Here is a 25478-nt window from a genome sequence, read left to right as displayed (position 1 = left end):
AAAAATAATAAACAAGAGGTGGAAAATGAAACTGAATAGCCGCGTGATCCCGTGTCTCTCTGCTCAATGCAAGTGCGCTGTCTGGATTAAATTCAGCAGTGCCATCGCACTACTCAGCGCCTCTACAATCGCAAGTGCCAATGGCATTGCTCTAAACGAACAAAGTGCAAGCAGCGCGGGAACTGCTTATGCGGGGAGATCATCTTCCGCGCTGGATGCCAGCACCATCTTTGGAAATCCCGCAGGCTTGACCAAGTTGAAGCACACTGAGATTTCTGGCGGTGCCGCGGTCATCTCGGTGAGTGATGACATCAGTAATGCGCAGAGCAGTGCCGCAGGAACGAACAAGGGGGACTCAGTACCTTTGGGGGCGGTGCCTTTCGCTTATATGTCGACGCCACTTGATGATCGCCTTTCGATTGGTCTGGGCCTTTATGCGCCGAGTGGACTGATCAATGATTACGAGGACTCTTTTCAGGGCCGCTATCATGGTTCTTACAGCACGACCAAGGAAATAACGCTGCAGCCCACCATTGCCTGGCGGATCAATGATTACGTGTCCATTGGCGGCGGCCCGACTGTAAACCGCTTCAATGCAAAACTTCAGAATTACCTGGCCACCGGTGCGCTGAACAACGGCGAGGACACGCTGGTCACCATCAAAGGCGATGACACGGCACTTGGTTACAACGTAGGCATTCTGGTCGACTTTACTGAAGCCACCAGTTGGGGGATTAACTATCACTCGAAGGTGGATTATGAACTCGAAGGGCATACTGAGGTTTCTGGCTCCCCGAGCGTTATTCCGCTGGACGGAAAGTACGACAACAAGATAAACCTCACGATGCCCGAATCCGTGGACACGTCTATCACCCATCATTTCAATAGTCGCTGGACGGGCTACCTAGGGGCCACCTGGAAACGCTGGAGCCGGATCCAGAAGGTCGAGGCAGTCAACAGCGGTCTTTCCCCCATGGGCCAGGCGGCGGGCCTGGGACATGTGATCGAAGAAATGAACTGGCGCGACACCTGGAGCAGCGCAGTCGGCGCCTCCTATCAAGTGAACCAACAATGGCTGCTGCGCGCAGGCTACGCCTATGATCCTTCGCCCATCAGGAATGCTGACCGCAGCGTGCGTATTCCGGTCGGAAATCGCCAGGCCGTGACCTTGGGTGGCGCTTACTCTCCGAATTCCGATCTGACCATAGACTTTGCTTACGGTTATCTCTGGGATTCCAAAGTTTCGGTAAAGCAGCCGAATAACTCCGGTATTCAACCGGAATACAGTGCTAATTACGACAATAGTGCGAATGGAGTTTCAGTGCAGGCTACCTATCGGTACTAACGTGTGAGGCGCTGCGCAGCAGGTTTGCATCGAGCTGCAAAACCAGTCCAACGGCGTGCGCCGCACCAACGTGTTCGGACTCAAGTAGGCTCAGTTGACCGTTCCTGAAGCGGTTACGCACCTGCACCAGCTGCCTGGTGGGGATGGAGAGAACAGCTTTTCGACGTGACAGGACGCAGTTATCCAAGGTATGGGCTGAAGTATGGACTGTAGGATTTTATCAAAAGCCAGAAACGACAAAGCCCTGAATAATCAGGGCTTTGTCGGTACAAATATGGCGGAGGCGATGGGATTCGAACTCATGGACCTGTTACAGTCGACGGTTTTCAAGACCGTTGCCTTAAACCACTCGGCCACACCTCCGTTTGCGTTGCGGGCGCCATAATACCTGAATGAAACACACTGTCAAACTCTCTGCATGGCTTGTTACAGAGCGTCTGTTATGATCTTTGCGACTGAACGTTTCAAACCAACAGGAGTGTCGCCATGCGCGAACAGGATTACGCAGTTAATAACAGCGTGCAGGCTGAGCAGCTAGAGGTTAGCCGCGTCCTGCGCAACACATACGGCTTGCTCGCTCTCACCCTCGCATTCAGCGGCGTGATGGCGTTCGTCGCTCAGCAGATGCGTGTCGGCTACCCGAACATTTTCGTGGTGCTGATCGGTTTCTACGGGCTTTTCTTCCTAACCAACAAGCTCCGTGACTCGGCCTGGGGCCTGGTGTCGGCATTTGCCCTGACCGGTTTCATGGGTTTCCTGCTCGGCCCGATTCTCAACCGATACCTGGGCATGCAGGGCGGCGCTGAAGTCGTCAGTTCGGCTTTCGCGATGACCGCACTGGTGTTCGGTGGCCTGTCGGCTTACGTGCTGATCACCCGCAAGGACATGAGCTTCCTCGGTGGTTTCATTACCGCAGGCTTCTTCGTGCTGCTGGGCGCGACGCTGGCGAGCTTCTTCTTCCAGATCAGCGGTCTGCAACTGGCGATCAGCGCAGGTTTCGTGCTGTTCTCCTCGGTCTGCATTCTGTTCCAGACCAGCGCCATCATTCACGGCGGCGAGCGTAACTACATCATGGCGACCATCAGCCTGTATGTATCGATCTACAACCTGTTCGTCAGCTTGTTACAGCTGTTCGGCATCATGAGCCGCGATGATTAATCGCAGGCTTTAAGTAAAAAACCCGCCTGGGCGGGTTTTTTATTGCCTGAAATTCGGGCTTATTCCGTGATGATAATGCTGCCATCCGCCTGCTGGCGGTAGATGGTATAGGGCAGGAGCAACGTATCGAGAGCGCCGGAAATGACCACGTCGATGAGGACAATGGCCGGAGCATTGTCATGCACCTGCGCATCCCGTCCTTTTTCCAGGGGCGCATTGAGTATGCAGAAATCGTAGGTCACGCCGCTGTAGATACGGGGAACGGCACCGCAGTAACTTTTGTGCTCCTTGAGACTCTTCGCCGCCACTTCATCACCGCGCAAAGCTGTTTGAATCGTGCCGCAACCCGCCAGCATCAGCGCCGCGAGTAATATTGCCTGAGTTTTCATACCGCCAATCCTTCGCCGGAAAATTGCCAATTTACGCGTTTCCAGGCAAAACCGCACTCACGCCATCGGTGGCAAGCGGCGTTTGACCGGGGTCTTCTTGACGATGGCGGTATTGGTTTCAGCGTGGGTGTTGAGGCGATCGAGCAGGGTGTCCAACTGCTCCATAGAGCGCACATGCAGGCGTGCGATGAAGCAGTCGTCGCCGGTGACTTTGTCGCACTCGGTGAATTCGGGGATCGCCTGGATCTGCCGCTCGACTTCCTGCAACTGGCCCGGCAGTGGGCGAATCCTTACGATGGCCTGGAGTTGATAGCCGAAGCACTTGGGGTCAATCTCGACGGTGTAGCCCTTGAGTACGCCACGTTCTTCGAGGCGGCGCAGGCGTTCGGCAACGCTGGGTGAGGACAGGCCGCTGATGTGCGCCAGGGCCTTGAGCGAGCGGCGTGAATCTTCCATTAACGCGCCGATTAGCACTTGGTCGATGTCGTCGGTCATGGCAAATCCCCTGTTAGGCGGTTGACTGAATACGCCTTGATAAAAAAGGCAGAAACCGAGTTTAGCCTGCTTTTTGCTCTGGAGAAGCCCTTGGCCGGATTGGCATAATTTGGTCTCAATCACGGGAGTCTGATGATGGACAACACAATTCGTCGCGGTTCATTTGAAATGAGCGCTGCCATGCTGATCTCCGGGACCATCGGCTGGTTCGTGCTGGTATCCGGGCAGCCCGTGCTGGACGTGGTGTTCTGGCGGTGTGTGTTCGGCGCCGGCACGCTGTTGTTGATCTGCGCGGCCTTCGGCTTTTTGCGCCCGGGTATTCTGACCCGCACCACGTTCCTGCTGGCGGTGCTCAGCGGTGTGGCGATTGTCGGCAACTGGGTGCTGTTGTTCGCCTCTTATTCCCGTGCCTCGATTGCCATCGGCACGGCGGTTTATAACGTACAGCCGTTCATGCTGGTCGGGCTCGCGGCGCTGTTCCTGGGCGAGAAAATCACCCTGCAAAAGCTGTTCTGGCTGGGGATTTCGTTTCTAGGGATGCTGGCGATTGTCAGCGCCCATGGCGAGCAGGGCGCGGGTGGCAACGATTACCTGATGGGCATCGGCCTGGCCTTGGGGGCTGCGTTTCTGTACGCGATTGCGGCGTTGATCATCAAACACCTGACCGGCACGCCACCGCACCTGATTGCCCTGATCCAGGTCAGCACCGGCGTGTTGCTGCTCGCACCTTTCGCGCATTTTTCGGCATTGCCGCAAGCGCCAAGTGCCTGGGCCAGCCTGGTGACGCTGGGCATTGTTCACACCGGCGTGATGTATGTGCTGCTATACGGCGCGATTCAGAAACTGCCGACGGCGCTGACCGGGGCGTTGTCGTTCATCTACCCGATTGCGGCGATTTTCGTTGACTGGTTTGCCTTCGGGCATCGCCTGGAGCCGCTGCAATGGATCGGTGTCGCCGCGATTCTGCTGGCCGCCGCCGGCATGCAGCAGGGTTGGGGCCTGAAGGTTCGCCGGACGGTCACACAATAATCAGATGTTCCAGCGCGGTGCGGTTTTGGCCAGGCGCTGGCGCATCTCGCCGATGTTCGAAGCGAACTGGCGGATCAGTAGTCGATAACCGTCCAGCGCGTTATAGACCGGCGCTTCCAGACTTGAATCAACCGGCACATCGGCGGGGCGACTGAGCCGCTGCGAAGCGCCGGTTTTCAGCGCCCGGGCCATGCCGATCAGTTGCACGCGAATCTGCCGGTGTTCGGCTTTGAAGCTCGATTGCAGATGCGCCATGGCGTCGCGGTCGTTGGCATCGGGCCGGGTGTTGCCGAGAATTTCCAGGGTGCTGACGCACATGCGCAAATTGCGCTGGATGGCGTCGAGCTCGGTCATGGAAATCTTCACTTCCTTGGACACCGACGGCATCAGCGAACGCAATTGCACCATCACCGCGTTCAGGCGATTCATGATCTTGAGGTGTTCGTCATCAGAGACGGACTGACCATCGATGATGCGTCCGTAAATCGTCGCGCAATCGCGCAGTGCATTGGCCAGGTTGTAGCGCCAGGAATACAGCGCATACGACGGCAGGGCGAAGGAAAAGGCCAGGGCCAGGGCCACGCCAATCAGAATATCCACACCACGCCACAACCCGTCAGAGATCGGGTTGTCGCCATGCCCGGCGACAATAAACACCGTGATCCCGGCCAACAACGCGGTGTAACCGCCCCTGCCGATGGCGTGATACGAGAAGAACCCGCACACCACCGACATCACGAAATAGGTCAGCCATGGCATCCCGAGCCAGGCCTGTTGCGCCACCAACAGCAGGCCGATACTGGCGCCGATCAACGTGCCGACGGCGCGCTCGGCGGCTTTTTTGCCGATGTTGCCGTGGTGCTGCAAGCCGCCGATCACCACCAGCATCGTCACCGACGCCCACTCACCATGGGGCAGGTTGATGCCGGTGGTCAGCATGATCGAAGCCAGCAACCCCAGCGACACGCGGACTGCGTGGATCAGTTTTGCGTGGCGATAGCGCCGATACGGGTCCAGCAATGGACGCAGTAGCCGGCGCAGCAGCGGTGGCAGTCGATGGGCTCTGAACGTGTTCAGGCTTCGTGTCCTCAGAAGATGTAATCGGTGGTCAGGAAACTCGAACTGCGCCCGCTGATGATGTCGCTGATGAGTTCTTTGTTGGTTTCCTGGAACTTGGTCGCCACCAGCGTGCGGATCGAAAACACCCGCAGTGCATCGTGCACCGACAGCGTGCCTTCGGCGGAGTTTTTGCGGCCGTTGAACGGATAAGTGTCCGGGCCGCGCTGGCACTGGGCGTTGAGGTTTATCCGGCCGACCTGATTGGCAAAGGTGTCCACCAGTCGACCGACCGCCACCGGATTGGTGCCGAAGATACTCAATTGCTGGCCGAAGTCCGATTCCAGAACGTAGTCGATCACCGTGTCGAGATGCCGGTAAGGCACGATCGGCACCACCGGGCCGAACTGTTCTTCCTGGTAGACGCGCATCTGCGGCGTCACAGGGAACAATACCGCCGGGTAGAAGAACGACGCCCGCGCTTCACCGCCATTCGGGTTCACGACCTTGGCGCCTTTGCTGACCGCATCCGCGACCAGCGAGTGCAGATAATCGACCTTGCTCGCCTCGGGCAACGGCGTCAGCGCTACGCCGCTTTCCCATGGCATACCCGGTTTCAGGGTGGCCAGTTTGGCGTTGAATTTCTCGATGAAGGACTCGACCACGTCTTCATGGACGAAGAGGATTTTCAGGGCGGTGCATCGCTGCCCGTTGAACGACAGCGAGCCGGTCACCGCTTCGTTGACCGCGTTGTCCAGATCGACCTCCGGCAACACGATGCCCGGATTCTTCGCGTCCAGGCCCAGGGCCGCGCGCAAGCGGTGTGGTTTCGGGTGGAGTTTCTTCAGGTCGCTGGCGGCTTTGTTGGTGCCGATGAACGCAAAGATGTCGATCTTGCCACTGGCCATCAGCGCGCTGACGGTCTCGCGGCCGCTGCCGTAGATGACGTTGATCACCCCGGCCGGGAAGCTGTCGCGGAAGGCTTCCAGCAGCGGACGAATCAACAGCACACCGAGCTTGGCCGGTTTGAACACCACGGTGTTGCCCATGATCAGCGCCGGAATCAGCGTGGTGAAGGTTTCGTTCAGCGGGTAGTTGTAAGGCCCCATGCACAAGGCGACGCCCAGTGGAACGCGGCGGATCTGCCCGAGGGTGTCCTGTTCCAGCTCGAAGCGGCTGGAGCGGCGGTCGAGTTCCTTGAGGGCGTTGATAGTGTCGACGATGTAATCGCAAGTGCGGTCGAACTCTTTTTCCGAGTCCTTGAGGTTCTTGCCGATTTCCCACATCAGCAGCTTGACCACCGCTTCACGCTGTTCGCGCATGCGGGCCAGAAACGTTTCGACGTGCTGGATTCGTTCGGCCACACGCATGGTCGGCCACAAACCCTGGCCCCGGTCATAAGCACGGACGGCGGCGTCCAGCGCAGTCAATGCGGTTTCTGCGTCGAGCAGCGGGGTGCTGCCGAGGATGACTTGTTCGTCGCCATTTTCACCGGTCAGGTACACCGGGCTGCGGACTTGGGCGAGAGGACCGGACCAGGTTTTCAGTTCGCCATCGACCAGGTATTCACGCTGCTCGGTCTGGCCGTCGAGGCGGTATTTTTCCGGGATGTCGCTTGAGTCCGGAAACAGGTTGCCAAGGATATGTGCTGTGGTCATGTCGCTACCCCGTCTGGATTGGCTGATGCGCTGATGAATCGTTTTAGCAGACCTCGGCCTCGCTTGTCATGACTCATCTCATCGTTCGGCGTTTCAGGGTTTTCGATCGTGGAACGGCCGGCATCTTCGGTCATGGCCTCAGATGCCCCCCTTGTTGGCCCCCAATGCCCTCAACCCGCCCGCGCCGGTGCCTTAGTGTTGACCTGTGCCTGATCACAACAAAAAAGGTGCTTTCCACTGAGGGGCGCCATACGTGAGGACAACCATGCGGGCCAGTCGAGTCTCTGAAAAGCCTAGCCTTTGTTTGGCATTGGTGGGCGGCGTCTTCGCCGCTCTGCTAAGTGGTTGTGGCGATGAACCGAAAAGCCCGGCGACCTACAACGACGCGGCCATCGCCACGCCCCCCGATGCCGCTCTGGCGCAGGTCTACGACAACAGCTGCAAGCTCTGCCACGCCAACCCGGCAGCCGGCGCACCGTTGACCGGCGACACCAAAGCCTGGGAGCCGCGGGTGCAGCAGGGCGCCGACACGCTGCTCGACCACGCGATCAACGGTTACAACGGCATGCCACCGATGGGGATGTGCATGCAGTGTTCGCAGGAAGAGTTCCTGGCACTGATTGCCTTCATGTCCGGCCAATCCATCCCACAATAAAAACGGCAGGGTGCGATTCATGACGATGGATTTAACACGGCGCCAACTGCTGCAACGGGCGAGTGTCATTGGCGCCTTCACCGCGCTGGGATCGACCCCCGCGCTGGCCGAATTCCTCCGCGCGCCACGGCTGATTCCGTGGCGCAATTGGTCGGGTGGCCAGAGTTGCCTGCCGGCGGCGCGGCTCGCGCCCAAGACCCTGGACGAACTGACCCAGATCATCCGCAAGGCCCCGGGCAAGGTTCGCCCGGTCGGCTCGGCGCATTCCTTCAGCGCGCTGGTGCCCACCGACGGCACGTTGCTGTCGCTGAGCTATTTCACCGGACTGCTCGATCACGACGCCCAGACCCTGCAGGCCGAGTTCGCCGCCGGCACGCCGATGTCACGCATGGGCACGCCGCTCAAGGACATCGGCCAGGCCCTGCAAAATATGGCCGACATTGACTACCAGACCCTGGCCGGTGCGATCGCCACCTCGACCCACGGCACCGGGAAAAACTTTCAGTCCTACTCGGCCCACGTCTGCGGCCTGCAACTGGTGAACGCAAACGGCGACGTCCTCGACTGCGACAGCACGCGCCAGCCTGAAGTGTTCAACGCGGCGCGGGTGTCGCTCGGCGCGCTCGGCGTGGCCACCAAAGTGCGCCTGCAAAACCGTCAGGCGTATCGCTTGAAAGAACGCCAATGGATCGCCAAGACCGAAGAATTGCTGGAAGAACTCGACAAGAACACCCGGGAAAACCAGCACTGGGAAATGCTCGTGGTGACCCATTCCGATTACGCCTTGTCGATCGCCCTGAACGAAACCACCGACCCGGCCACACCGCCGATTCCGCCGGAGGAAGAGGGCGGCAATGAGTTTGTGACGCTGATCGAGAAGATCGACAAATACGCCAGCGACTTCCCCGACCTGCGCCGCACGATGCTGAACAACCTGCGTCACCTCGCCAGTTTCGATGATCGGGTCGGCGACTCGTTCGACATCTACGCCAATGTGCGCACGGTGCGCTTCAACGAGATGGAGTATTCGGTGCCGGCGGAACACGGCCCGGGCTGCTTGCGCGAGATTCTGAAGCTGATCCGGGACAAGGACCTGCGCACCTGGTTTCCCATCGAATATCGCTACGTCAAAGCCGATGACATTCCGTTGAGCATGTTTGAAGGTCGCGACAGTTGCTCGATATCGGTCCACCAGCATTATCAGATGGATCACCACAATTTCTTCGCCGCCATCGAACCGATTTTCTGGAAGTACAACGGCCGGCCACATTGGGGCAAGTTGCACACGCTCAATGCGAAGAACCTGCAACCGTTGTACCCGCGCTGGCAGGAATTCATCCAGGTTCGCCAGGAAGTCGACCCCGGCGGCAAATTTCTCAACGCGCATTTGTCGTCGATTCTGGGGGTGAGCTGATGGCCGTCAATCGCCGCAGGTTTCTCATCGGGACTATCGGAATTGGCGCCTTGCTGGCGGGCGTTGGCGCGTGGCTGCGGCCGGGCGATCGGGGCGGCCCCTACAACGATTATTTCCGCGCGCTGAACGACGAGCTCGAAGCTTACGGCCCGATGCGCCCGGTGATGCTGATTGATCTGGATCGGCTCGACCACAACATCGATGTCGTCATGCTGTCGGTGAAGCGCGGCGGCAAGCAGCTGCGCCTGGTGGAGAAATCACTGCCGTCGCCGGGGCTGCTGCGCTACATCGCCAATCGCACCGGCACCCAGCGCTTGATGTCGTTCCATCAGCCGTTTCTCAACCATGACGCGGTGCAGTTTCCCGAGGCGGACATTTTGTTGGGCAAGCCGCTGCCAGTGCGTTCGGCCGAGTTGTTTTACAAGACGCATCAAGGACCATTCGATCCGTCGAAGCAGTTGCAATGGCTGCTCGATACGCCGGAGCGCTTGCAGCAGTACCTGGCATTGGCCAAGGGATTGGGCACGCGATTGCGGGTCAACATTGAGCTGGACGTGGGTTTGCATCGCGGCGGTGTCGGTGATCTGGCGGTGCTCGGGCAGATGCTGACGCTGATCAACGCGAACTCGCAACACCTGGAGTTCGCCGGGTTCATGGGCTACGACCCGTTTGTGGGCATGGGCGTGCCGGGCATTCTGGGATCGCCCGAGGAACTGTTCGCCAAGGTCATGGTGATTTACAACCGCTGCGTCGACTTCACCCGTCAGCAATTCCCCGGGTTGTGGCGTGAGGGGCTGACGCTCAACACCGCCGGCAGCCCGAGTTATCGCATGCACGAGCAGGAAAGCCTGAGCAGCGAAGTGTCGGTGGGCACGGCGATGCTCAAGCCGACACACTACGATTTGCCGTCGCTGGTGGAGCATGTGCCTGCGGCATTTATCGCGACGCCGGTGTTGAAAAGCACGGGTGCGGTGAACATTCCGGCGCTGGACGGCAAGTCGAAAGTGTTTTCGTGGTGGGACGTTAATCAGCGCGAGACGTTTTTTATCTATGGCGGCAACTGGATGGCGGAGTTTGAGTCGCCGTCGGGGCTGCAGAGTAATGGAGTGTATGGGCGCAGCTCGAACCAGGAGATGGTCAATGGTTCTGCGGCGGTGGGGCTCAGGGTTGAGGATCAGGTGTTTTTGCGGCCGACCCAGACCGAGGCGGTGTTGTTGCAGTTTGGGGATTTGTTGGCGGTTCGGGGTGGGAGGATTGTTGATACCTGGCCGGTGTACACCTGATAAATGTCAGGTGTTCTTGCAATCGCCATCGCGGGCAAGCCCGCTCCCACATTTTTTTGGTGTGGCACAACTTGCAGTCACGCCATCGAACCCTGTGGGAGCGGGCTTGCCCGCGATGGCGTCTGTCAGAACGCAAACGGAATACTGACTTTGGCCCACAGCATCTCGCCCTCCGGCCGGTTCTCCACATCGAACTCCTTGGCCCAGCGAATCTCCGCGCTGGCGTACTTCAAAAAGGTCAGGTGCAACGCCGGCCCGATCGCGAACACTTGCCCACGCACGCCGTCATTCACGTCCTCGCCATTGAACTGCACGGTCCTGCCGAACTGCTTGTCGTCGGTGGTCTGCTTCAGGTAGTAGCCGTTCAGCCCCAGCATCAGGTTGTCGGTGATCTTGTAGCTCGCCGAATAATCGAAGTGAAAAATCTGCCCTGACTTGTAATCGGTGTCCTTGTTTTTCTCGTTGAAGCTGTACGTCGTCTTCATCGACACCTCGGTTCTTTCCGTCGGTAGCCAGGTGAAGGAAAACAGCGGCTTGTAGGTGTAGAAATTGTTGCTGGTATTGGCCAGGCGATCGACGCTGTACTCGCCGGTGGGCACGGTGATTTCCACAGCGGCGCCGAGGGTCAGGTGCTTGCCCATGTCCCACAGAATGATCGGCGCGAAAGTGGTGTCGCCCATGCCTTCGCGGGTGTCCTGCAAGCCGAACACCGAGACTTCCTGTTTCAGCCACGGCTGCCCGATGTAGCCGGCCAGCCGCCCCCCGAAAACCCGCACAGGGCTGAGGTAATCCAGGCGCGGAACAACTGCCGTGGATTCGATCTCGACATTCGGCACCTTGCCGCCGAGTGAGCTGATGTTGAGCTTCGTGGATTTGTAGTGGTTGTAGTAGAGATTGAACACAACCATGTGGTCCGGAAGGCTGTCGACGTCCAGCGGCAGCATGAAGAAACCGTCGGTGCCTGGGCCGATGTTGTCGACGCCGGCCTCGGTGGCCAGGGCTGGTTGAATGGCGCAGACGCCGGCCATGCTCAGGGCCAGCAGGGGAAATCTCGTGCGGGTCGGGTTCATGTGTGTACTCATTATTATTGTTAGCGGGCGAGCCGGCGGCCACACGCAGGCCGCACCATAGAAATAAGCTGTCTACGCCATGCGGGGCAGGGTATTGGCGGCCATTAGGGGGACTTCTGCGGACAGCCTTTCAACCCTGTGCTAACTTCCTTCGACATAACCGGTAACAAAAATAAGAATGCAGCCTGATCCGGAATGTCTAGCCCCATGCAGATGAAAATGATCGATCCCACCTTTGAATTGGCGCTGGTGTCGCCATTTCTGCTGCAAACCCTGGCCGAAGTCGCCGAGCAAAAAGGCGTCGATCCCGACAGCCTTTGCCGAGGCCTGGGTTTTACCCTTGAAGACCTCCAGGACCCGGCGCAACGCATTTCCTATCGGCAAGCCGTGGCCATGATTCAGCGCGCCCTCAAGGCCTTGCCCAATCAGGGGCTGGGTTTGTGGGTGGGCGCGCAGAATGTGCTGGGCACGCTTGGGTTGCTCGGGCATGTGCTGTCGTTGTGCAAGACCCTGCGCGATGCCTTTGCGCTGGGCATTCGGCATCAGCACACCTCGGGCGGTATCGTGGTCTCGAGCGTGGAGGAGGCGGGTGATCGGGTGTTTGTCGACGTCGAATGTCGCTTGCCGTTTGCTGACGTGCAGTTGTTTGCGGTCGAGGAGTTTTTCGCCAGCCTGCTGGTGTACGGCCGGGCGTTGGTGGGGGCTGATTTCAAGCCGATGGCGGTGGAGTTCATGCACGCGGCGCCAGAGTACTTCAGCGAATATCAGCGGCTGCTGGGGCCGGACGTGCGTTTCGGTTGCCGGCAAAACCGCATGGTGATTGCCGCCCATTGGTTGGGCGTGCACCTGCCTAATCACCATTCCCTGGCGCTGCGCCAGGCGGTCAAATTGCTCGAGCTGGAAGCGGCGCAGGTTCACCGCAAGATGGACTTGATCCAGGCCGTCGAGCGAGCGATAGCCCGGGACCTGACCGAGGGCAGTCACATCGAGAAGATCGCCAACGACCTGAACATGAGCAGCCGCACCTTGCGCCGCCGCCTGACTGAACATGCGCTGACCTTCGAAACGCTGCTGGAACAAGTGCGCCAGGCCCGCACCATGAACCTGCTGGCCAACCCGGACCTGTCCATCGAGCGCATCACCGAAGAAGTCGGTTACAGCGACGTACGCAGCTTTCGCCGGGCCTTCAAACGCTGGACCGGCATGAGCCCGAGCGCTTTCCGCAACGAAACCCCACTCTCACTAACGACAAATCCCCTGTAGCAGCTGCCTTGTGGCGAGGGGATTTAGCGAAACGTCGCACCGCCCCGTTCGGCTGCGCAGCAGTCGTGAATCAGGCAACTCGGTGCGCCAGATAGACCGTGCGTTCAGGTATTACGACGGCTTCGCCGCCGAACGGGGCGGTGCGACGTTTCGCTAAATCCCCTCGCCACAGGGCAGCTGCTACAGGTCAGTGCACACAAAATCCCGTTCCCCGGTTAAACTCCGCGCTCTTTTCAAGGAGTTCATATGAGTTACTACCAGCCGGGCATTCTCGCCACCCCCGTTCCGCCTCAAGCCCGTCATATGTTCTTCGCCCTCGAATCCGCCGAAGCCTTGCCGGCCGCGCTCGATAACTTGATGCAACGGGTGGACGGTAAATCGGCGGTGGTCGGCTTTGGTGAATCCCTGGTCAAGGCGCTGCACGCGCAGATCGATGGCCTGCGACCGTTTCCAGCGCTGACCGGTGTCGGCGTCGACAACCCGTCGACCCAACACGCGCTCTGGTGCTGGCTGCACGGTGTCGACCGTGGTGAGTTGCTCAATCGCAGCCACGCCATTGAAGCCGCGCTGGCCCCGGCGCTGCGACTGGTGCAGATGAACGAAACCTTCCGCCACCTGACCGGCCACGACCTGACCGGCTACGAAGACGGCACCGAAAACCCGCACGACGAAGCCGCCGTGGCCGCCGCGTTGTTGGGCGAAGGCGCTGAAGGCCTGATCGGTGGCAGCTTCGCCGCGATCCAGCAGTGGCAGCATGATCTGAAGGGCTTTCACGCGATGCCCTCCCATGAAAAGGACGACATCATGGGCCGTCGCTTGAGCGATAACGAAGAACTCGACGACGCGCCGATTTCTGCTCACGTCAAACGCACCGCCCAGGAAAGCTTCGCCCCTGAAGCGTTCGTGGTCCGTCGCTCGATGCCGTGGATCGAAGGCGATCGCGCGGGCCTGATGTTCCTGGCATTCGGTTATTCCCTCGACGCCTTCGAGGCCCAACTGCGACGCATGAGCGGGCTGGAAGACGGTATCACCGACGGTCTGTATCGCATCAGCCGCCCGATCACCGGCGGTTACTACTGGTGCCCGCCGCTCAAGGACGGTCATCTGGACCTGCGCGCCTTGCGCATCGGCTAAGGATCAAGGACAGAACATGGACGTCGTACGCTGGGGCATGATCGGTTGTGGCAGTGTCGCCGAGCGCAAGAGCGGGCCGGCCTTCTACAAGGCACCCGGCTCGGCGCTGGTGGCGGTGATGGGGCGGCGGCTGGAGGCGGTGACCGACTACGCCGCACGCCACGGCATCGGCCGGGTTTACACCGACGCGCACGCCCTGATCAATGATCCCGAGGTGGACGCGGTGTACATCGCCACGCCACCCGACAGTCACTATGCCTATAGCTTGATGGTCGCCGCGGCCGGCAAACATTGCTGCGTCGAGAAACCGATGTCGCTGAATGCCGGGCAAAGCCGTGAGATGCAAAAGGCGTTTGCCGATGCCGGTTTGCACCTGTTCGTTTCCTACTACCGACGCTCTCTGCCGCGCTTTCAACAAGTGCGACAGTGGCTGGAGGAGGGGCGGATCGGCGAGGTGCGGCATCTCACCTGGACCCTGACCAAAGCCCCTTCGCCGAACGATCTAAGTGGCGCCGGCAATTGGCGCACTGATCCGGTGATTGCCGGCGGCGGTTACTTTGCCGACCTGGCCAGTCATGGTTTTGACCTGTTCCAGTATTTGCTCGGGGATATCGTTGAAGTCGCCGGATTCACCGCGCGGCAGGCCGGTTTGTATGCCGCCGAAGACGCTGTCAGCGCCAGTTGGCGGTTCGCTTCGGGTGCGCTGGGCATGGGCTGCTGGAGTTTCGTGGCGGATCGCCGCGAAGACCGGGTCGAGCTGATCGGCAGCCAGGGCCGGATCAGTTTTTCCGTGTTCGACGAGCACCCGGTGCAGCTTGAAGCCGATGAACACCTCAGCCTGCACATCGACCATCACGAGCACATTCAGTGGCATCACGTGCTGGGCATGAACGCTCATATCCGGGGTGAGGCGCAGCATCCGGCAGTAGCCGAACACGCGCTGAAAACCGACTGGGTGATGGACCAGATCCTCAAGCGCTGAACTCACTGAAGAAACCGAACGTTGTAGCAGCTGCCTTGTGGCGAGGGGATTTATCCCCGTTCGGCTGCGAAGCAGTCGTGAATTCAGACAACGCGGTGCATCAGATAGACCGTGTGTTCAGGGTTTACGACTGCTGCGCAGCCGAACGGGGATAAATCCCCTCGCCACACGGCAGCTGCTACAGGGGTGAGCGGTTTGTCTGGTGAATCTAACCTTATGCTCAAACAGTATTTCTCAAGCCTCCCATTAGAACTTTAAGATCACGTCATAACTCGTTATAACAAGTGATCTGCCATGACCGATAACGTTCTATCCCTCAGTAGCGTCCCGCTGCACACCCAGCTGCGCGATGTGCTGCGTGCCCGCATCCTCGACGGCGAATACCCGCAAGACAGCCAGATGCCTTCCGAAAGCGAACTCGGTGCGCTGTTCAAAGTCAGCCGCATCACCGTGCGCCAGGCCTTGGGCGATCTGCAGAAGGAAGGGCTGATCTTCAAGATTCACGGCAAGGGCACCTTCGTCGCCAAGCCGAAAACCTTTCAGAACGTCAGCACCCTTCAAGGCCTGGCCGAGTCCATGACCGGTCGTGGCTACGAGGTGATCAACCGCCTGCGCAGCTTCAAATTCATCCCCGCCGACAAACTCGTCGCCGAGCGTTTGCAGGTTGCCGAAGGCGAGACCGTGGCGCAGATCAAACGCGTTCGGCTGATCAACCGCGAGCCGATCTCACTGGAAATCACCTACCTGCCCAAAGCCATCGGCGAACGGCTGGAGAAAGCCGATCTGGTCACCCGTGACATTTTCCTGATCCTCGAAAACGACTGCGGTCTGGCCCTCGGTCACGCGGATCTGGCCATCGACGCGGTGCTGGCCGACAGCGACCTGACCCAGGCGCTGAACGTCGAACCGGGCTCGCCGATCATGCGCATCGAACGCCTGACCCACGATGCCAGCGGCCAGCCGGTGGACTTCGAACACCTTTACTACCGCGGCGATGCTTTCCAGTACCGCTTGCGAATCGATCGGCAAAAAGGGGATCAGGCATGAGTAGAAATACCCTTGAACAGGAATACGACATCGTCGTGATCGGCGGCGGTACCGCTGGGCCGATGGCGGCGATCAAGGCCAAGGAACGCAACCGCGATCTGCGCGTGCTGCTGATCGACAAGGCCAACGTCAAGCGCAGCGGCGCGATCAGCATGGGCATGGACGGCCTGAACAACGCGATCATTCCCGGCCACTCGACACCGGAGCAGTACACCAAGGAAATCACCATCGCCAACGACGGCATCGTCAATCAGGCGGCGGTTTATGCCTACGCGACCCACAGCTTTGAAACTATCGAGCAACTGGACCGCTGGGGCGTGAAGTTCGAGAAGGACGAAACCGGCGACTACGCGGTGAAAAAGGTCCACCACATGGGCGCCTACGTGCTGCCGATGCCGGAAGGGCATGACATCAAGAAAGTCCTGTATCGCCAGTTGAAACGGGCGCGGGTCAGCATCACCAATCGCGTGGTTTGCACGCGCTTGTTGTTGGACGAAGAGGGCGCGGTCAACGGCCTGATGGGCTTCGACTGCCGCACTGCCGACTTCCACGTGATCAAGGCCAAGGCGGTGATTCTCGCGTGCGGCGCCGCCGGCCGCCTGGGTTTGCCGTCTTCGGGTTATTTGATGGGCACTTACGAAAACCCGACCAATGCCGGCGACGGCTACGCCATGGCGTATCACGCCGGCGCCGAGCTGGCGAACCTCGAATGCTTCCAGATCAATCCGTTGATCAAGGATTACAACGGCCCGGCCTGCGCCTACGTCACCGGCCCGTTGGGCGGCTACACCGCCAACAACAAGGGCGAGCGCTTCATCGAGTGCGACTACTGGAGCGGGCAGATGATGTGGGAGTTCCACCAGGAACTCGAAAGCGGCAACGGTCCTGTGTTCCTCAAACTCGATCACCTGGCCGAGGAAACCATCCAGAACATCGAAGAGATTCTGCACAGCAACGAACGCCCGAGTCGTGGCCAGTTCCACGCCAATCGCGGCACCGATTACCGCACGCAGATGGTCGAGATGCACATCTCGGAAATCGGCTTTTGCAGCGGGCATTCGGCGTCGGGCGTGTGGGTCAACGAGAAAGCCGAGACGTCGGTCAAGGGTTTGTACTCGGCGGGTGACATGGCGGCGGTGCCGCATAACTACATGCTCGGTGCGTTCACTTATGGCTGGTTTGCCGGCACCAACGCGGCGGATTTTGTCGCCGCTCGCGAGTTTTCAGCGGTCGATGCCAAGCAGATAGAAACGGAAAAACTAAGGGTCTACGCGCCACTGGATCGCGAACACGGTCTGCCACCCGCACAGGTCGAATACAAGCTGCGACGCTTTGTGAATGACTACCTGCAACCGCCGAAAGTGACCAAGAAGATGCAAATCGGCCTGCAACGCTTCAGCGATATCCAGCGTGACCTCGATCAGATAAAGGCCCACAACGCCCACGAACTGATGCGCGCCATGGAAGTCAGCATGATCCGCGACTGCGCCGAAATGGCCGCCCGCGCATCCTTGTTCCGCGCGGAAAGTCGCTGGGGGCTTTACCACTATCGGGTCGACCACCCGCAACGCAACGATAGCGACTGGTTCTGCCATTGCCACCTGAAGAAGGGCGACGACGGCCAGATGACCAGTTTCAAGAAAGCCGTCGAGCCTTACATCATCCCGCTGGATGCCGAAGAAATGCAGGCTTACGACCGGCTGCGGGTCGGTGCCTTTGCTGCCTGAGCCTCATAAAAAAGAGAGACCGCGAAATGGCCTATCAACCCCAGGAAATCTTCTTCCGATCCAACGCACCGGTCACGGTCGACGAGGACCTTTGCATCGCCCACAAAGGCTGCACCGTTTGCGTCGACGTCTGCCCGATGGACCTGCTGGCCATCAACCCGGCCACGCAAAAAGCCTACATGGCGTTCGATGAATGCTGGTACTGCATGCCGTGTGAAAAGGACTGCCCGACCGGGGCGGTGAAAGTCGAAATACCTTACTTACTGCGGTGACTGAAAGGACGCCATCGCTGGCAGGCCAGCTCCCACAGGGATTTGCAGTGGGACACAGATTTCGTTGGCACCAGAGAACCTTGTGGGAGCTGGCCCGCCAGCGATGAGGCCCACCCAGACAACCCAAAGCCATCCGGAAACACCGGACGCTGGATTCACCCAACACCCCTCGTTTCCCACCACGCCCTGATCGTGGCGGAGACGAACATCCTATAAATGATTCGAGGGGATACACCCATGTCTTTGCCAACATCGCTGCGTGCAGCATTTGCCGGTCTGGTACTGGCTTCATTCACCTTGTCGGCTTCGGCCGAAACCATCCGCATTGCCATCGGCACCCAGGACACCACGATCAACTGCGCCGCCGGCGGTCTGTTGATTCGCGAGCTCGGTTTGCTGGACAAATACCTGCCCCATGACGGCCAGTACAAAGATGCCAAATACGAAGTCGAGTGGAAGAACTTCACCAGCGGCGCACCCCTGACCAACGAGATGGTCGCCGGCAAACTCGACTTCGGCGCCATGGCCGATTTCCCCGGTTCGTTCAACGGGGTGGCGTTCGAAACCGCCGGCAAGCACAGCCTGTTCATCAGCGTGCTCTCGGGCAGCATCAAGGGCAGCGGCAATGGCATCGTGGTGCCGAGTGCGTCGGGCGTGCAGTCATTGGCCGAATTGAAAGGCAAGACCATTTCTGTGCCGTTCGCCTCCACCGCCCATGGCATGTTGTTGCGTGCGGTGGCGGCGCAAGGCTGGGATCCGCTGAAAGACGTGAACATCATCGCCCAGCCGCCGGAAGTCGCCGGCTCCGCATTACAGGCCGGGAAAATCGACGCTCACGCCGACTTCGTGCCGTTCGCCGAACTGTTCCCGAGTCGTGGTTTCGCCCGCAAGATTTATGACGGTTCCCAGGCCAATGCACCGACCTTCCATGGCGCGTTGGTGGATCAGGCCTACGCGAAAAAGTACCCGGAAATCGTCGTCGCTTACCTGCGCGCAAGCATCGAAGCCAATCAATTGTTGACGGCCGAACCAGAGAAATACAGCGAGCTGATCGCCAAGGTCACGGGCGTCGATGCCGAGGTCAATTACCTGTTTTACGGCCCGCTCGGTGTGCAGACCCGCGACCTCAGCTGGAAGCCGGAATACCGTCAAGCCGTGGGCACCGCCATCGATACCCTCAAGCTGCTGAAGAAGGCTGATCGGGGTCTCGATCTCAATACCTTTATCGATGACCAGTACATCCGCGCCGCGTTCAAGGCGTCGAACCTGGACTACACCGCGCAACTGGCCAACTACGCACAGACACCGCTCAAAGGCGTGGATGCGGCCAGCGGCAAAGCCATCACCGACTTCAGCCATGTGGCCGAGATCTGGGTGCGTGGCGAGCCGAAGGTGCGTCAGTACGCCTCGGCGGAATCGGCGTTCACCGCATTGGCCAGTTTGAAATCCCAAGGCAAAAACATTCGGGCGGTGTATGCCCAGGCCAGTGACAGCGGGATCAAGTTGCTGGCGGATCAGGCCTGGTTTGCCAGTGATGCCAAGGGTCGCCTCAGTGCATTCCTGCTCAAAGGACAGGCCCAACAATTCGCCACGGCCCAGGGCGGAAAAGTCCTCGACTTCACGGATGCCACCACTCAAGCCGTCGCCAGTCGCTGAGTAGTGGGGTGGACTCAAGAACCACCCCCCTCACCCCAACCCTCTCCCCAGTGGGAGAGGGGGAAAGGGAGCAGATCTCCATGCTTTTCAAAGCCTGAGTTCGACTCGAGGTCGCAGGTCTCAGTACATCGCCCAAACACCTCGGTCAGTCCCCTCGCCCCTCCGGGGAGAGGGTTAGGGTGAGGGGTGGTTCTCCCGTCCTACCCATCTACAACTGGAACCCGACATGCCCAAATCACTAACCCGCTGGATCCCCCGAGCAGCCTCCTTACTGCTCTGCCTCCTGTTCTGGCAACTCGCCGCCAGCCACCACTGGAACCTCGGCCTGGTCACCTTCGCCAACGTCCCGACGCCGGTGGCCGTCATCGAAGCAGCATTGGGCCTCGGCGATTCCGGCAAGCTCGCCCAGCACCTGAGCAGCAGCCTCAGCCGGGTCTTCGCCGGTTACCTCGCGGCGCTGGTCATCGGCATTGCCCTGGGCCTGGCCATCGGCCGCTCGAAATGGGCCGAAGATTTACTGCTGCCACCCCTTGAAGTCCTGCGCCCGATCCCCGCCGTCGCCTGGATTCCCCTGGCCATCCTGATGTTCCCGTCCTCGGAACTGTCGATGGTCTTCATCACCTTCACCGGCGCACTGTTCCCGATTCTGCTCAACACCGTGCACGGCGTCGAAGGCGTCGACCCGCGCCTGATCGCCTCGGCCAGAAGCCTCGGGGCAGGGCGTCGGGCGATTCTGCTGGAAGTGATCCTGCCGGGCGCCGCACCGAGCATCATCACCGGCCTGGCCATCGGCATGGGCACCTCGTGGTTCTGCCTGGTGACTGCGGAAATGATCTCCGGCCAATACGGCATCGGCTATTACACCTGGGAGTCCTACACCATCCAGAACTACGCCGACATCGTCGTCGGGATGTTGCTGATCGGCGTACTCGGCATGGGCAGCAGCCTGCTGATCAAACGTCTCGGCGGGCTGTTCACGCCGTGGCACCGACCACGAGGAAAAGCCTGATGAGCGTGATGCAAACCCCTGAAGGGCGGATCGACATCCGCCAACTGTCCATCGTCCTCGGCGAAGACCAGCAAGCCTTCGAAGCCGTGCAAGGCCTCGATTGCCAGATCGAACCGGGACAATTCGTGTGCATTCTCGGGCCGTCCGGGTGCGGCAAATCGACCTTGCTCGGCGCACTCGCCGGGCATCTGCAGTCGTATACCGGAATACTGAAAGTCGACGGCGCGCAGGTCTCGGGTCCATCGCCCCAGCGCGGCATGGTCTTCCAGCACCACACCCTGCTCCCTTGGCGAACCGTGCGCGACAACGTCGCCTTCGGCCTGAAAATGCGCGGCATCGGCAAAACCGAACGCCACAAAGCCGCCGATGAAATCCTTGCACTGGTAGGGCTGGAAGGCTTCGCAGACCGCTGGCCCGACCAGCTCTCCGGCGGCATGCAGCAACGGGTTGAGATCGCCCGGGTGCTGGTCAATCGTCCGCGCCTGTTGCTGATGGACGAACCCTTCGGCGCCCTCGACGCGTTGACCCGGTTGAACATGCAGGAACTGCTGCTGGACATCTGGACGCGAATTCGCACCACCGTGGTGTTCGTCACCCACGACATCGACGAAGCGCTGTTCCTCGCCGATCGCCTGTTGGTCATGAGCTCGCGCCCCGGTCGAATCATTGAAGACCTGAGCCTCGACTTCCCCCGGCCACGCACTACCGAACTGGTGACGAGCCACGAGTTCTCCCGCCTGAAACGCCATTGCCTCGAATTACTGCGTCACGAAGACGGTCGGCAGTTACCGCGCCTGAACCCTCTCGGACTTCCCCCTGAAAACAAACTGCCGCGATTTGCCCTATGACCTCACTATTCGATGTAACCGACAACGACGACATTCTTGCCCTGCAACCGCGCCTCACGGATGAAGATCCGGGCGTGCGCAGAATTGCCTTGATCGAATTGGCCGACCTTGAAGAACCGGACGGTTTGCTGTGGCTGGTCAATCGTCTGGCTGAGGACGCGACCGAAGAGGTCCGCGCCGAAGCCGCGCGATTGCTCGAAGCCTGGGAGGACGAACCGGTGGTCGAAGCGCTGTGCCAGGCCCTGACCGATCCATCCTCGGCGGTGCAGGCTGCCGCTGCGCAAAGCCTCAGCCTGCTCAAGAGTGAGGCGGCGGGCAGGGTGATTCTGCCTTGGACCGGGCATGCCGACATCAGCGTGCGCATCGCCGCGTTCCGGGCCTTGCGCGAGTTGCGTTTTCCCGATGCCGCTGCTGCCGCCGTCGTTGCCTTGAACGATGAAGACGCTGGCGTTCGTCGCGAAGCGGTCGGCGTGCTCGGCTGGCTCAAGCAGCTCGATGCCTTGCCAGCCTTGGCGAAATTGGCCAGCGACGACCCGGACACCGAAGTCCGCCGCGCCGCCACCGGCGCCCTTGGCCTGGCCTCCGATGCTCAAGTGCTGCCCGCGCTACGTCAGGCCTTGCAGGACCACGCCTGGCAAGTGCGCGAAGAAGCCGCCACCACCTTGGGCAAGGTCGGCCACGTTGACGCCGGTGCCGCCCTGGTCGACGCCTTGAACGACGATTACTGGCAGGTCCGCCTGCGCGCCACCCGCAGCCTCGGCCGCTTGCGTTTCGTCCCGGCCCTCGACGCCCTGATCGAAACCCTCGGCCACCGCATCAGCAACCTGCGCAAGGAAGCCGCACTGGCCCTCGGCGAACTGAACGATAAAGGCGCCATCGCACCCTTGCAGGCCGCCCAGGACGACGGCGACCCGGAAGTACGCAAAGCCGTGCGCATCGCCTTGAGTCAGCTGCAATGAACCCGCTGGCGATTGGCAATTCCCAAGGTCAACAACAGCTGCGATTGAACTGGCCGGATGGACGAGAGCAACTGCTGGGCCATGCCGAGTTGCGCCGCCAGTGCCCGTGCTCGCAATGCCGGGCGTTTCGGTTGCAGGGGCTGACGGTGAAAGTCGACGAGCGCATCCGCGTGATCGAACTCAACCAACAGGGGTACGGCTTGCAACTGATCTTCAGCGACGGCCACGAACGCGGCATCTACCCGTGGCCGTACCTGGCACAACTCACCCCCGAAACCACTGAAATCTAATGTGGGAGCGAGCCTGCTCGCGATAGCGGACTTACATTCAACATCGATGTTGAATGTGAGGCCCTCATCGCGAGCAGGCTCGCTCCCACAGGGGATCTGTGTGGGGTCAGAAGGATTTGCTGATGCTTGCTACGACGGTCGCGGTGCAGACATCTCCATAACCCCAATTGCTGATGCACTGGCTTTGGGACAGGTCAGTGTCGATGTAACTCAAGCCCAGCATCACACCCGCCAGTTCATGGGTCAGTTTGACTTCCCATTCGCGGTACGAGTCTTCGGCTTCGCCCGACATCGCGTACAGGTGCGGGTCCTTGAAATCCATGTTGCCGTAACGCAGCTTCAGGCCTGTGTCGTAAGGCAACTCGGTTTCATAGCCAACGTAGCTGTAGAGCGAGCTCTGCTTGCTGTCGATGCCCGGCGCGTCCGCGGAGTAATAGGCCGCCAGCTTCACGCCGTAAGCGCTGAGGATGGCGTAGGTCTCGCCCTGGTTGAACTGGCTTTCCTTGGGGTAAGCGTATTTGAGATAGCCGAGGTCCAGGCTGACCGCATCGGTCGCTTGCCAGAGCCAGCCGGCGTAGTAATCGACTTCCTGTCGGGTCTTCAAACCGCCGCCGAAATCGACGTTCGAACTCCATGCGCCGAGGTACAGGCCGCTGCTGTGCGCCAGGGTCAAACCGGCCTGCACGGCGGGGTCGTTCTGGGTTTGGGAAATGCCACGGGTGCGGTAGTCGCTGGCCAGGGTCAGGTCGACCAGCAGGGCGAAGTCGTCATTCAAGGGCAGGGCCTGGCTGCTTAAGGGAAGAAGGCTCAAAGAACCGAGGGCGAACAGGGTGAAAGCTTTCATGGGGTGCGTCCCGTTATTGTGATTTTTATTGGGGCAAAGCTGTGCCGGGCCCCGGCTACAGGAGCGGGGTCGGGCAAGGGTTACAGCTGGTGTTTCTAGAGCGTCGGTGCGTAGACTTCGCGACCGGCGAACCAGGTTTGCAGCACCTGGGTGTCGTGCAGGGCTTTGTTGTCGACGCTGAAAACATCGCGGTCCAGCACGATGAAATCGGCTTGCTTGCCGGGGCTCAACGAACCGATCTGCTTCTCCAGCCCAATGGTCCGGGCAGCGTTCAGGGTGTAGGCGTAAAACATCGTCTCGCGGTCAATACGCTCATCGGCATTCAACACGCCCAACGGACCTTCTCGGGTAATGGCCTGGGCCATGGCGTTCCACGGATTCGGCGAAGACACCGCCCAGTCACTCGCACCGGCAATGGTCGCGCCCTGTTTGAGCAGCGAGTGCGCCGGGTATTGGTAACGGAAGGCGAGCGCGCTGACATACGGCTTGATCATGTCCAGGGTGTACTCGTCGGCGCTGGCCCACAGCAATTGCATCGAGGCAACGACGTTGAGCGGTTTGAACCGCGCAAACTCTTTCGGGTTGACCATTTGCAGGTGGGTGATCGAGTGGGTCACGCCGCTCTGACGATCCTTGCGCGCCTGGGCGATGCCGTTCAACGACTCACGCACTGCGCGGTCGCCGATGGCGTGGATGTGCACCAGCCAGCCACGCTGATCGATGGCGCTGACCAGTTCACCAAAATGCTTCGGATCGATCAGCAGTTCACCCTGTTTGTGCGAGTTGCTGTATGGATCGATCATCGCTGCGCTCTGCGCCGGGTATTCAATCACGCCATCGGCGAAGATCTTGATCCCGGGCAAGGTCAGGTTGGGGATGCCCTGGAATTGCTGGCGGACCTTGTCCAGGGTATCGAGATCGGCCGGCACGCTTTTCGGGTTGGCTACCAGCAGCGCAGCGACGTGGGCACTCATGCCGCCGCTTTCGGCCAGCGCTTTGTACACCGGCAGCACGCCAACGGTTTTTTCCGTGGGTTTGAGCGCGAACACCGGCTCGCCGGGCGCGGCATTGGCGGCGGGGTCCATCCACGCGGTGATGCCCAGGCTGTTGTTGTAGCGCACGGCGGATTGCGCGGCTTTCAACATGTCGGCGGGGCTCGGCACTGGCATCTTCGAGGCGACGCGATCCCAGCCGGCGTCCACCAGGAAACCGTTGGGGCGGCCATCGGCGAGTTTGCCGATGGTGTCTTTCTCGGCGTCCGGCAATGACTTGAGCAGCGCCGCATCAATCCCCGCGCGTTCGAGCATCACGTTGTTGGCCCACGCGGTGTGGTGATCGCTGCCGGTGAATACCACGGGCACCTTGGCCCATTCGCCATGGTTGAATTTCTTGCCGAAGGCTTCGGCCTGAGCCCAGTAAACCGAACTCATGCCGGCCACGCTCAACACATCGCCATGCCTCGCCTTGCCGTCATCGCGCCAGGCTTTCAGGCGTTTTTCCAGTTCGTCGAGGTCGACCACCTCGTCTGCCATATTGGCCGAGACCATTTCCAGACCGCCGAAAACCGCGTGGGAATGGCTGTCGATCAGGCCCGGCATCAGGGCTTTTCCGCCGAGGTCGACGACTTGGGTGCCCGAGTCGATCAGGGCCTTGATCTGCGCATCGCTGCCGACTTGCAGCACTTTGCCGTCCTGTACCGCCAGCGCCTGCACCTTCGGCAGGGCGCGGTCAGCGGTGAAAATCTTGCCATTGATCAGCACCAGATCGGCCGCTGCCATGGCTTCCATCGAGGCAAAACTGACGGCGGCCATCAATAGATTCGGGATGAATCTTTTCATTGAATGTTTCCTTGTTATTGCGTCTGATGGCCAGATTAGTGGCTTGTCACGGCAAGC

24 protein-coding genes and 1 tRNA gene are annotated in these 25478 nt (G+C 60.1%); 17 read left to right on the top strand and 8 right to left on the bottom strand.

The genetic code is table 11. The features are described 5' to 3' along the window. Positions 1 to 25 precede the first annotated feature (25 nt). Complete coding sequence (locus tag ACRC4F_RS09545; RefSeq protein ID WP_438659076.1) at positions 26 to 1345, top strand: OmpP1/FadL family transporter; 1320 nt, start codon at positions 26 to 28, stop codon at positions 1343 to 1345. Positions 1346 to 1620: 275 nt separating this feature from the next. On the opposite strand, the gene ACRC4F_RS09540 is transcribed toward ACRC4F_RS09545, so the two are convergent. Beyond that, positions 1621 to 1708: transfer RNA gene (locus tag ACRC4F_RS09540), tRNA-Ser, on the bottom strand. Between the two features lie 123 nt (positions 1709 to 1831). On the opposite strand from ACRC4F_RS09540, the gene ACRC4F_RS09535 reads away from it, so the two are divergent. Next, positions 1832 to 2503 (top strand): Bax inhibitor-1/YccA family protein, encoded by a 672-nt coding sequence (locus tag ACRC4F_RS09535; protein ID WP_008006561.1) that lies wholly within the window; start codon positions 1832 to 1834, stop codon positions 2501 to 2503. A gap of 59 nt (positions 2504 to 2562) precedes the next feature. Here ACRC4F_RS09535 and ACRC4F_RS09530 read toward each other — a convergent pair whose 3' ends face one another. Further along, the gene (locus ACRC4F_RS09530; protein WP_438659075.1) at positions 2563 to 2892 is read right to left on the bottom strand and encodes a YceK/YidQ family lipoprotein; all 330 of its coding nucleotides are present in this window, start codon (positions 2890 to 2892) and stop codon (positions 2563 to 2565) included. A 57-nt stretch (positions 2893 to 2949) separates the two neighbouring features. Continuing rightward, on the bottom strand, positions 2950 to 3387 hold the full coding sequence (locus ACRC4F_RS09525) for an Lrp/AsnC family transcriptional regulator (protein ID WP_438659074.1): 438 nt from the start codon (positions 3385 to 3387) through the stop codon (positions 2950 to 2952). Between the two features lie 135 nt (positions 3388 to 3522). On the opposite strand from ACRC4F_RS09525, the gene ACRC4F_RS09520 reads away from it, so the two are divergent. Further along, positions 3523 to 4416, top strand: coding sequence for a DMT family transporter (locus ACRC4F_RS09520; protein WP_438659073.1), 894 nt, complete (start codon positions 3523 to 3525; stop codon positions 4414 to 4416). On the opposite strand, the gene ACRC4F_RS09515 is transcribed toward ACRC4F_RS09520, so the two are convergent. Then, positions 4417 to 5436: an FUSC family protein gene (locus tag ACRC4F_RS09515; RefSeq protein ID WP_438659072.1), complete on the bottom strand. Its 1020-nt coding sequence runs from the start codon at positions 5434 to 5436 to the stop codon at positions 4417 to 4419. It lies immediately after the preceding gene. Between the two features lie 68 nt (positions 5437 to 5504). Beyond that, the gene (locus ACRC4F_RS09510; RefSeq protein ID WP_438659071.1) at positions 5505 to 7130 is read right to left on the bottom strand and encodes an NADP-dependent glyceraldehyde-3-phosphate dehydrogenase; all 1626 of its coding nucleotides are present in this window, start codon (positions 7128 to 7130) and stop codon (positions 5505 to 5507) included. 265 nt (positions 7131 to 7395) lie between these two features. Between ACRC4F_RS09510 and ACRC4F_RS09505 the strand changes: the two genes are divergently transcribed. From ACRC4F_RS09505 to ACRC4F_RS09495, 3 genes are all read left to right on the top strand, one after another. Further along, the gene (locus tag ACRC4F_RS09505; RefSeq protein WP_438659070.1) at positions 7396 to 7785 is read left to right on the top strand and encodes a c-type cytochrome; all 390 of its coding nucleotides are present in this window, start codon (positions 7396 to 7398) and stop codon (positions 7783 to 7785) included. A gap of 85 nt (positions 7786 to 7870) precedes the next feature. Next, positions 7871 to 9199, top strand: coding sequence for a D-arabinono-1,4-lactone oxidase (locus tag ACRC4F_RS09500; protein ID WP_438659096.1), 1329 nt, complete (start codon positions 7871 to 7873; stop codon positions 9197 to 9199). Positions 9200 to 9273: 74 nt separating this feature from the next. Further along, entirely contained in the window at positions 9274 to 10482 is a 1209-nt protein-coding gene (locus tag ACRC4F_RS09495; protein ID WP_438659095.1) for a DSD1 family PLP-dependent enzyme, read from the top strand. A gap of 125 nt (positions 10483 to 10607) precedes the next feature. On the opposite strand, the gene ACRC4F_RS09490 is transcribed toward ACRC4F_RS09495, so the two are convergent. Continuing rightward, positions 10608 to 11552: a SphA family protein gene (locus ACRC4F_RS09490; protein ID WP_438659069.1), complete on the bottom strand. Its 945-nt coding sequence runs from the start codon at positions 11550 to 11552 to the stop codon at positions 10608 to 10610. A gap of 207 nt (positions 11553 to 11759) precedes the next feature. Between ACRC4F_RS09490 and ACRC4F_RS09485 the strand changes: the two genes are divergently transcribed. The 11 genes from ACRC4F_RS09485 (at position 11760) to ACRC4F_RS09435 (ending at position 22739) form a co-directional block, all read left to right on the top strand. Next, the gene (locus tag ACRC4F_RS09485) at positions 11760 to 12815 is read left to right on the top strand and encodes an AraC family transcriptional regulator (protein ID WP_438659068.1); all 1056 of its coding nucleotides are present in this window, start codon (positions 11760 to 11762) and stop codon (positions 12813 to 12815) included. A 246-nt stretch (positions 12816 to 13061) separates the two neighbouring features. Beyond that, positions 13062 to 13949 carry a Dyp-type peroxidase gene (locus tag ACRC4F_RS09480; RefSeq protein WP_438659067.1) on the top strand — a complete coding sequence of 296 codons (888 nt, stop codon included), beginning with the start codon at positions 13062 to 13064 and terminating at the stop codon, positions 13947 to 13949. A 16-nt stretch (positions 13950 to 13965) separates the two neighbouring features. Continuing rightward, on the top strand, positions 13966 to 14931 hold the full coding sequence (locus tag ACRC4F_RS09475) for a Gfo/Idh/MocA family protein (protein WP_438659066.1): 966 nt from the start codon (positions 13966 to 13968) through the stop codon (positions 14929 to 14931). A 294-nt stretch (positions 14932 to 15225) separates the two neighbouring features. Then, positions 15226 to 15978, top strand: coding sequence for a GntR family transcriptional regulator (locus ACRC4F_RS09470; protein ID WP_438659065.1), 753 nt, complete (start codon positions 15226 to 15228; stop codon positions 15976 to 15978). Continuing rightward, on the top strand, positions 15975 to 17705 hold the full coding sequence (locus tag ACRC4F_RS09465; RefSeq protein ID WP_438659064.1) for a fumarate reductase/succinate dehydrogenase flavoprotein subunit: 1731 nt from the start codon (positions 15975 to 15977) through the stop codon (positions 17703 to 17705). Before ACRC4F_RS09470 ends, ACRC4F_RS09465 begins: the two co-directional genes overlap by 4 nt. 26 nt (positions 17706 to 17731) lie before the next feature. Beyond that, entirely contained in the window at positions 17732 to 17977 is a 246-nt protein-coding gene (locus ACRC4F_RS09460; protein ID WP_007946457.1) for a 4Fe-4S dicluster domain-containing protein, read from the top strand. A gap of 237 nt (positions 17978 to 18214) precedes the next feature. Further along, a complete protein-coding gene (locus tag ACRC4F_RS09455) occupies positions 18215 to 19633 on the top strand; it encodes an ABC transporter substrate-binding protein (protein WP_438659063.1) in 1419 nt (472 codons plus the stop codon). Between the two features lie 226 nt (positions 19634 to 19859). Then, a complete protein-coding gene (locus tag ACRC4F_RS09450; RefSeq protein WP_438659062.1) occupies positions 19860 to 20642 on the top strand; it encodes an ABC transporter permease in 783 nt (260 codons plus the stop codon). Further along, positions 20642 to 21490, top strand: a complete 849-nt coding sequence (locus ACRC4F_RS09445) for an ABC transporter ATP-binding protein (protein ID WP_438659061.1) — start codon at positions 20642 to 20644, stop codon at positions 21488 to 21490. Before ACRC4F_RS09450 ends, ACRC4F_RS09445 begins: the two co-directional genes overlap by 1 nt. Then, positions 21487 to 22449: a HEAT repeat domain-containing protein gene (locus tag ACRC4F_RS09440; RefSeq protein ID WP_438659060.1), complete on the top strand. Its 963-nt coding sequence runs from the start codon at positions 21487 to 21489 to the stop codon at positions 22447 to 22449. Before ACRC4F_RS09445 ends, ACRC4F_RS09440 begins: the two co-directional genes overlap by 4 nt. Beyond that, positions 22446 to 22739, top strand: a complete 294-nt coding sequence (locus ACRC4F_RS09435; RefSeq protein WP_438659059.1) for a DUF971 domain-containing protein — start codon at positions 22446 to 22448, stop codon at positions 22737 to 22739. Before ACRC4F_RS09440 ends, ACRC4F_RS09435 begins: the two co-directional genes overlap by 4 nt. 106 nt (positions 22740 to 22845) lie before the next feature. Here ACRC4F_RS09435 and ACRC4F_RS09430 read toward each other — a convergent pair whose 3' ends face one another. Together ACRC4F_RS09430 and ACRC4F_RS09425 are read right to left on the bottom strand one after the other, a co-directional pair. Then, complete coding sequence (locus tag ACRC4F_RS09430) at positions 22846 to 23583, bottom strand: TorF family putative porin (RefSeq protein ID WP_438659058.1); 738 nt, start codon at positions 23581 to 23583, stop codon at positions 22846 to 22848. Positions 23584 to 23678: 95 nt separating this feature from the next. After that, positions 23679 to 25421, bottom strand: coding sequence for an amidohydrolase (locus ACRC4F_RS09425; RefSeq protein WP_438659057.1), 1743 nt, complete (start codon positions 25419 to 25421; stop codon positions 23679 to 23681). Between the last annotated feature and the right edge of the window lie 57 nt (positions 25422 to 25478).

The sequence above is a fragment of the Pseudomonas sp. genome, assembly GCF_051660785.1.
GTDB lineage: Bacteria > Pseudomonadota > Gammaproteobacteria > Pseudomonadales > Pseudomonadaceae > Aquipseudomonas.
The sequence above is the reverse complement of the archived record's forward strand: the minus strand, read 5'-3'. Positions and strand labels throughout refer to the sequence as shown.

Bases quoted from the DNA above. Each gene is read 5' to 3' on its own strand.
- ACRC4F_RS09460 (WP_007946457.1), top strand. From the start codon at position 17,732: ATGGCCTATCAACCCCAGGAAATCTTCTTCCGATCCAACGCACCGGTC.
- ACRC4F_RS09440 (WP_438659060.1), top strand. From the start codon at position 21,487: ATGACCTCACTATTCGATGTAACCGACAACGACGACATTCTTGCCCTG.
- ACRC4F_RS09480 (WP_438659067.1), top strand. From the start codon at position 13,062: ATGAGTTACTACCAGCCGGGCATTCTCGCCACCCCCGTTCCGCCTCAA.
- ACRC4F_RS09530 (WP_438659075.1), bottom strand. From the start codon at position 2,892: ATGAAAACTCAGGCAATATTACTCGCGGCGCTGATGCTGGCGGGTTGC.
- ACRC4F_RS09475 (WP_438659066.1), top strand. From the start codon at position 13,966: ATGGACGTCGTACGCTGGGGCATGATCGGTTGTGGCAGTGTCGCCGAG.
- ACRC4F_RS09430 (WP_438659058.1), bottom strand. From the start codon at position 23,583: ATGAAAGCTTTCACCCTGTTCGCCCTCGGTTCTTTGAGCCTTCTTCCC.
- ACRC4F_RS09545 (WP_438659076.1), top strand. From the start codon at position 26: ATGAAACTGAATAGCCGCGTGATCCCGTGTCTCTCTGCTCAATGCAAG.
- ACRC4F_RS09510 (WP_438659071.1), bottom strand. From the start codon at position 7,130: ATGACCACAGCACATATCCTTGGCAACCTGTTTCCGGACTCAAGCGAC.
- ACRC4F_RS09465 (WP_438659064.1), top strand. From the start codon at position 15,975: ATGAGTAGAAATACCCTTGAACAGGAATACGACATCGTCGTGATCGGC.
- ACRC4F_RS09450 (WP_438659062.1), top strand. From the start codon at position 19,860: ATGCCCAAATCACTAACCCGCTGGATCCCCCGAGCAGCCTCCTTACTG.
- ACRC4F_RS09485 (WP_438659068.1), top strand. From the start codon at position 11,760: ATGCAGATGAAAATGATCGATCCCACCTTTGAATTGGCGCTGGTGTCG.
- ACRC4F_RS09455 (WP_438659063.1), top strand. From the start codon at position 18,215: ATGTCTTTGCCAACATCGCTGCGTGCAGCATTTGCCGGTCTGGTACTG.
- ACRC4F_RS09445 (WP_438659061.1), top strand. From the start codon at position 20,642: ATGAGCGTGATGCAAACCCCTGAAGGGCGGATCGACATCCGCCAACTG.
- ACRC4F_RS09535 (WP_008006561.1), top strand. From the start codon at position 1,832: ATGCGCGAACAGGATTACGCAGTTAATAACAGCGTGCAGGCTGAGCAG.
- ACRC4F_RS09505 (WP_438659070.1), top strand. From the start codon at position 7,396: ATGCGGGCCAGTCGAGTCTCTGAAAAGCCTAGCCTTTGTTTGGCATTG.
- ACRC4F_RS09470 (WP_438659065.1), top strand. From the start codon at position 15,226: ATGACCGATAACGTTCTATCCCTCAGTAGCGTCCCGCTGCACACCCAG.
- ACRC4F_RS09425 (WP_438659057.1), bottom strand. From the start codon at position 25,421: ATGAAAAGATTCATCCCGAATCTATTGATGGCCGCCGTCAGTTTTGCC.
- ACRC4F_RS09435 (WP_438659059.1), top strand. From the start codon at position 22,446: ATGAACCCGCTGGCGATTGGCAATTCCCAAGGTCAACAACAGCTGCGA.
- ACRC4F_RS09525 (WP_438659074.1), bottom strand. From the start codon at position 3,387: ATGACCGACGACATCGACCAAGTGCTAATCGGCGCGTTAATGGAAGAT.
- ACRC4F_RS09520 (WP_438659073.1), top strand. From the start codon at position 3,523: ATGGACAACACAATTCGTCGCGGTTCATTTGAAATGAGCGCTGCCATG.
- ACRC4F_RS09490 (WP_438659069.1), bottom strand. From the start codon at position 11,552: ATGAACCCGACCCGCACGAGATTTCCCCTGCTGGCCCTGAGCATGGCC.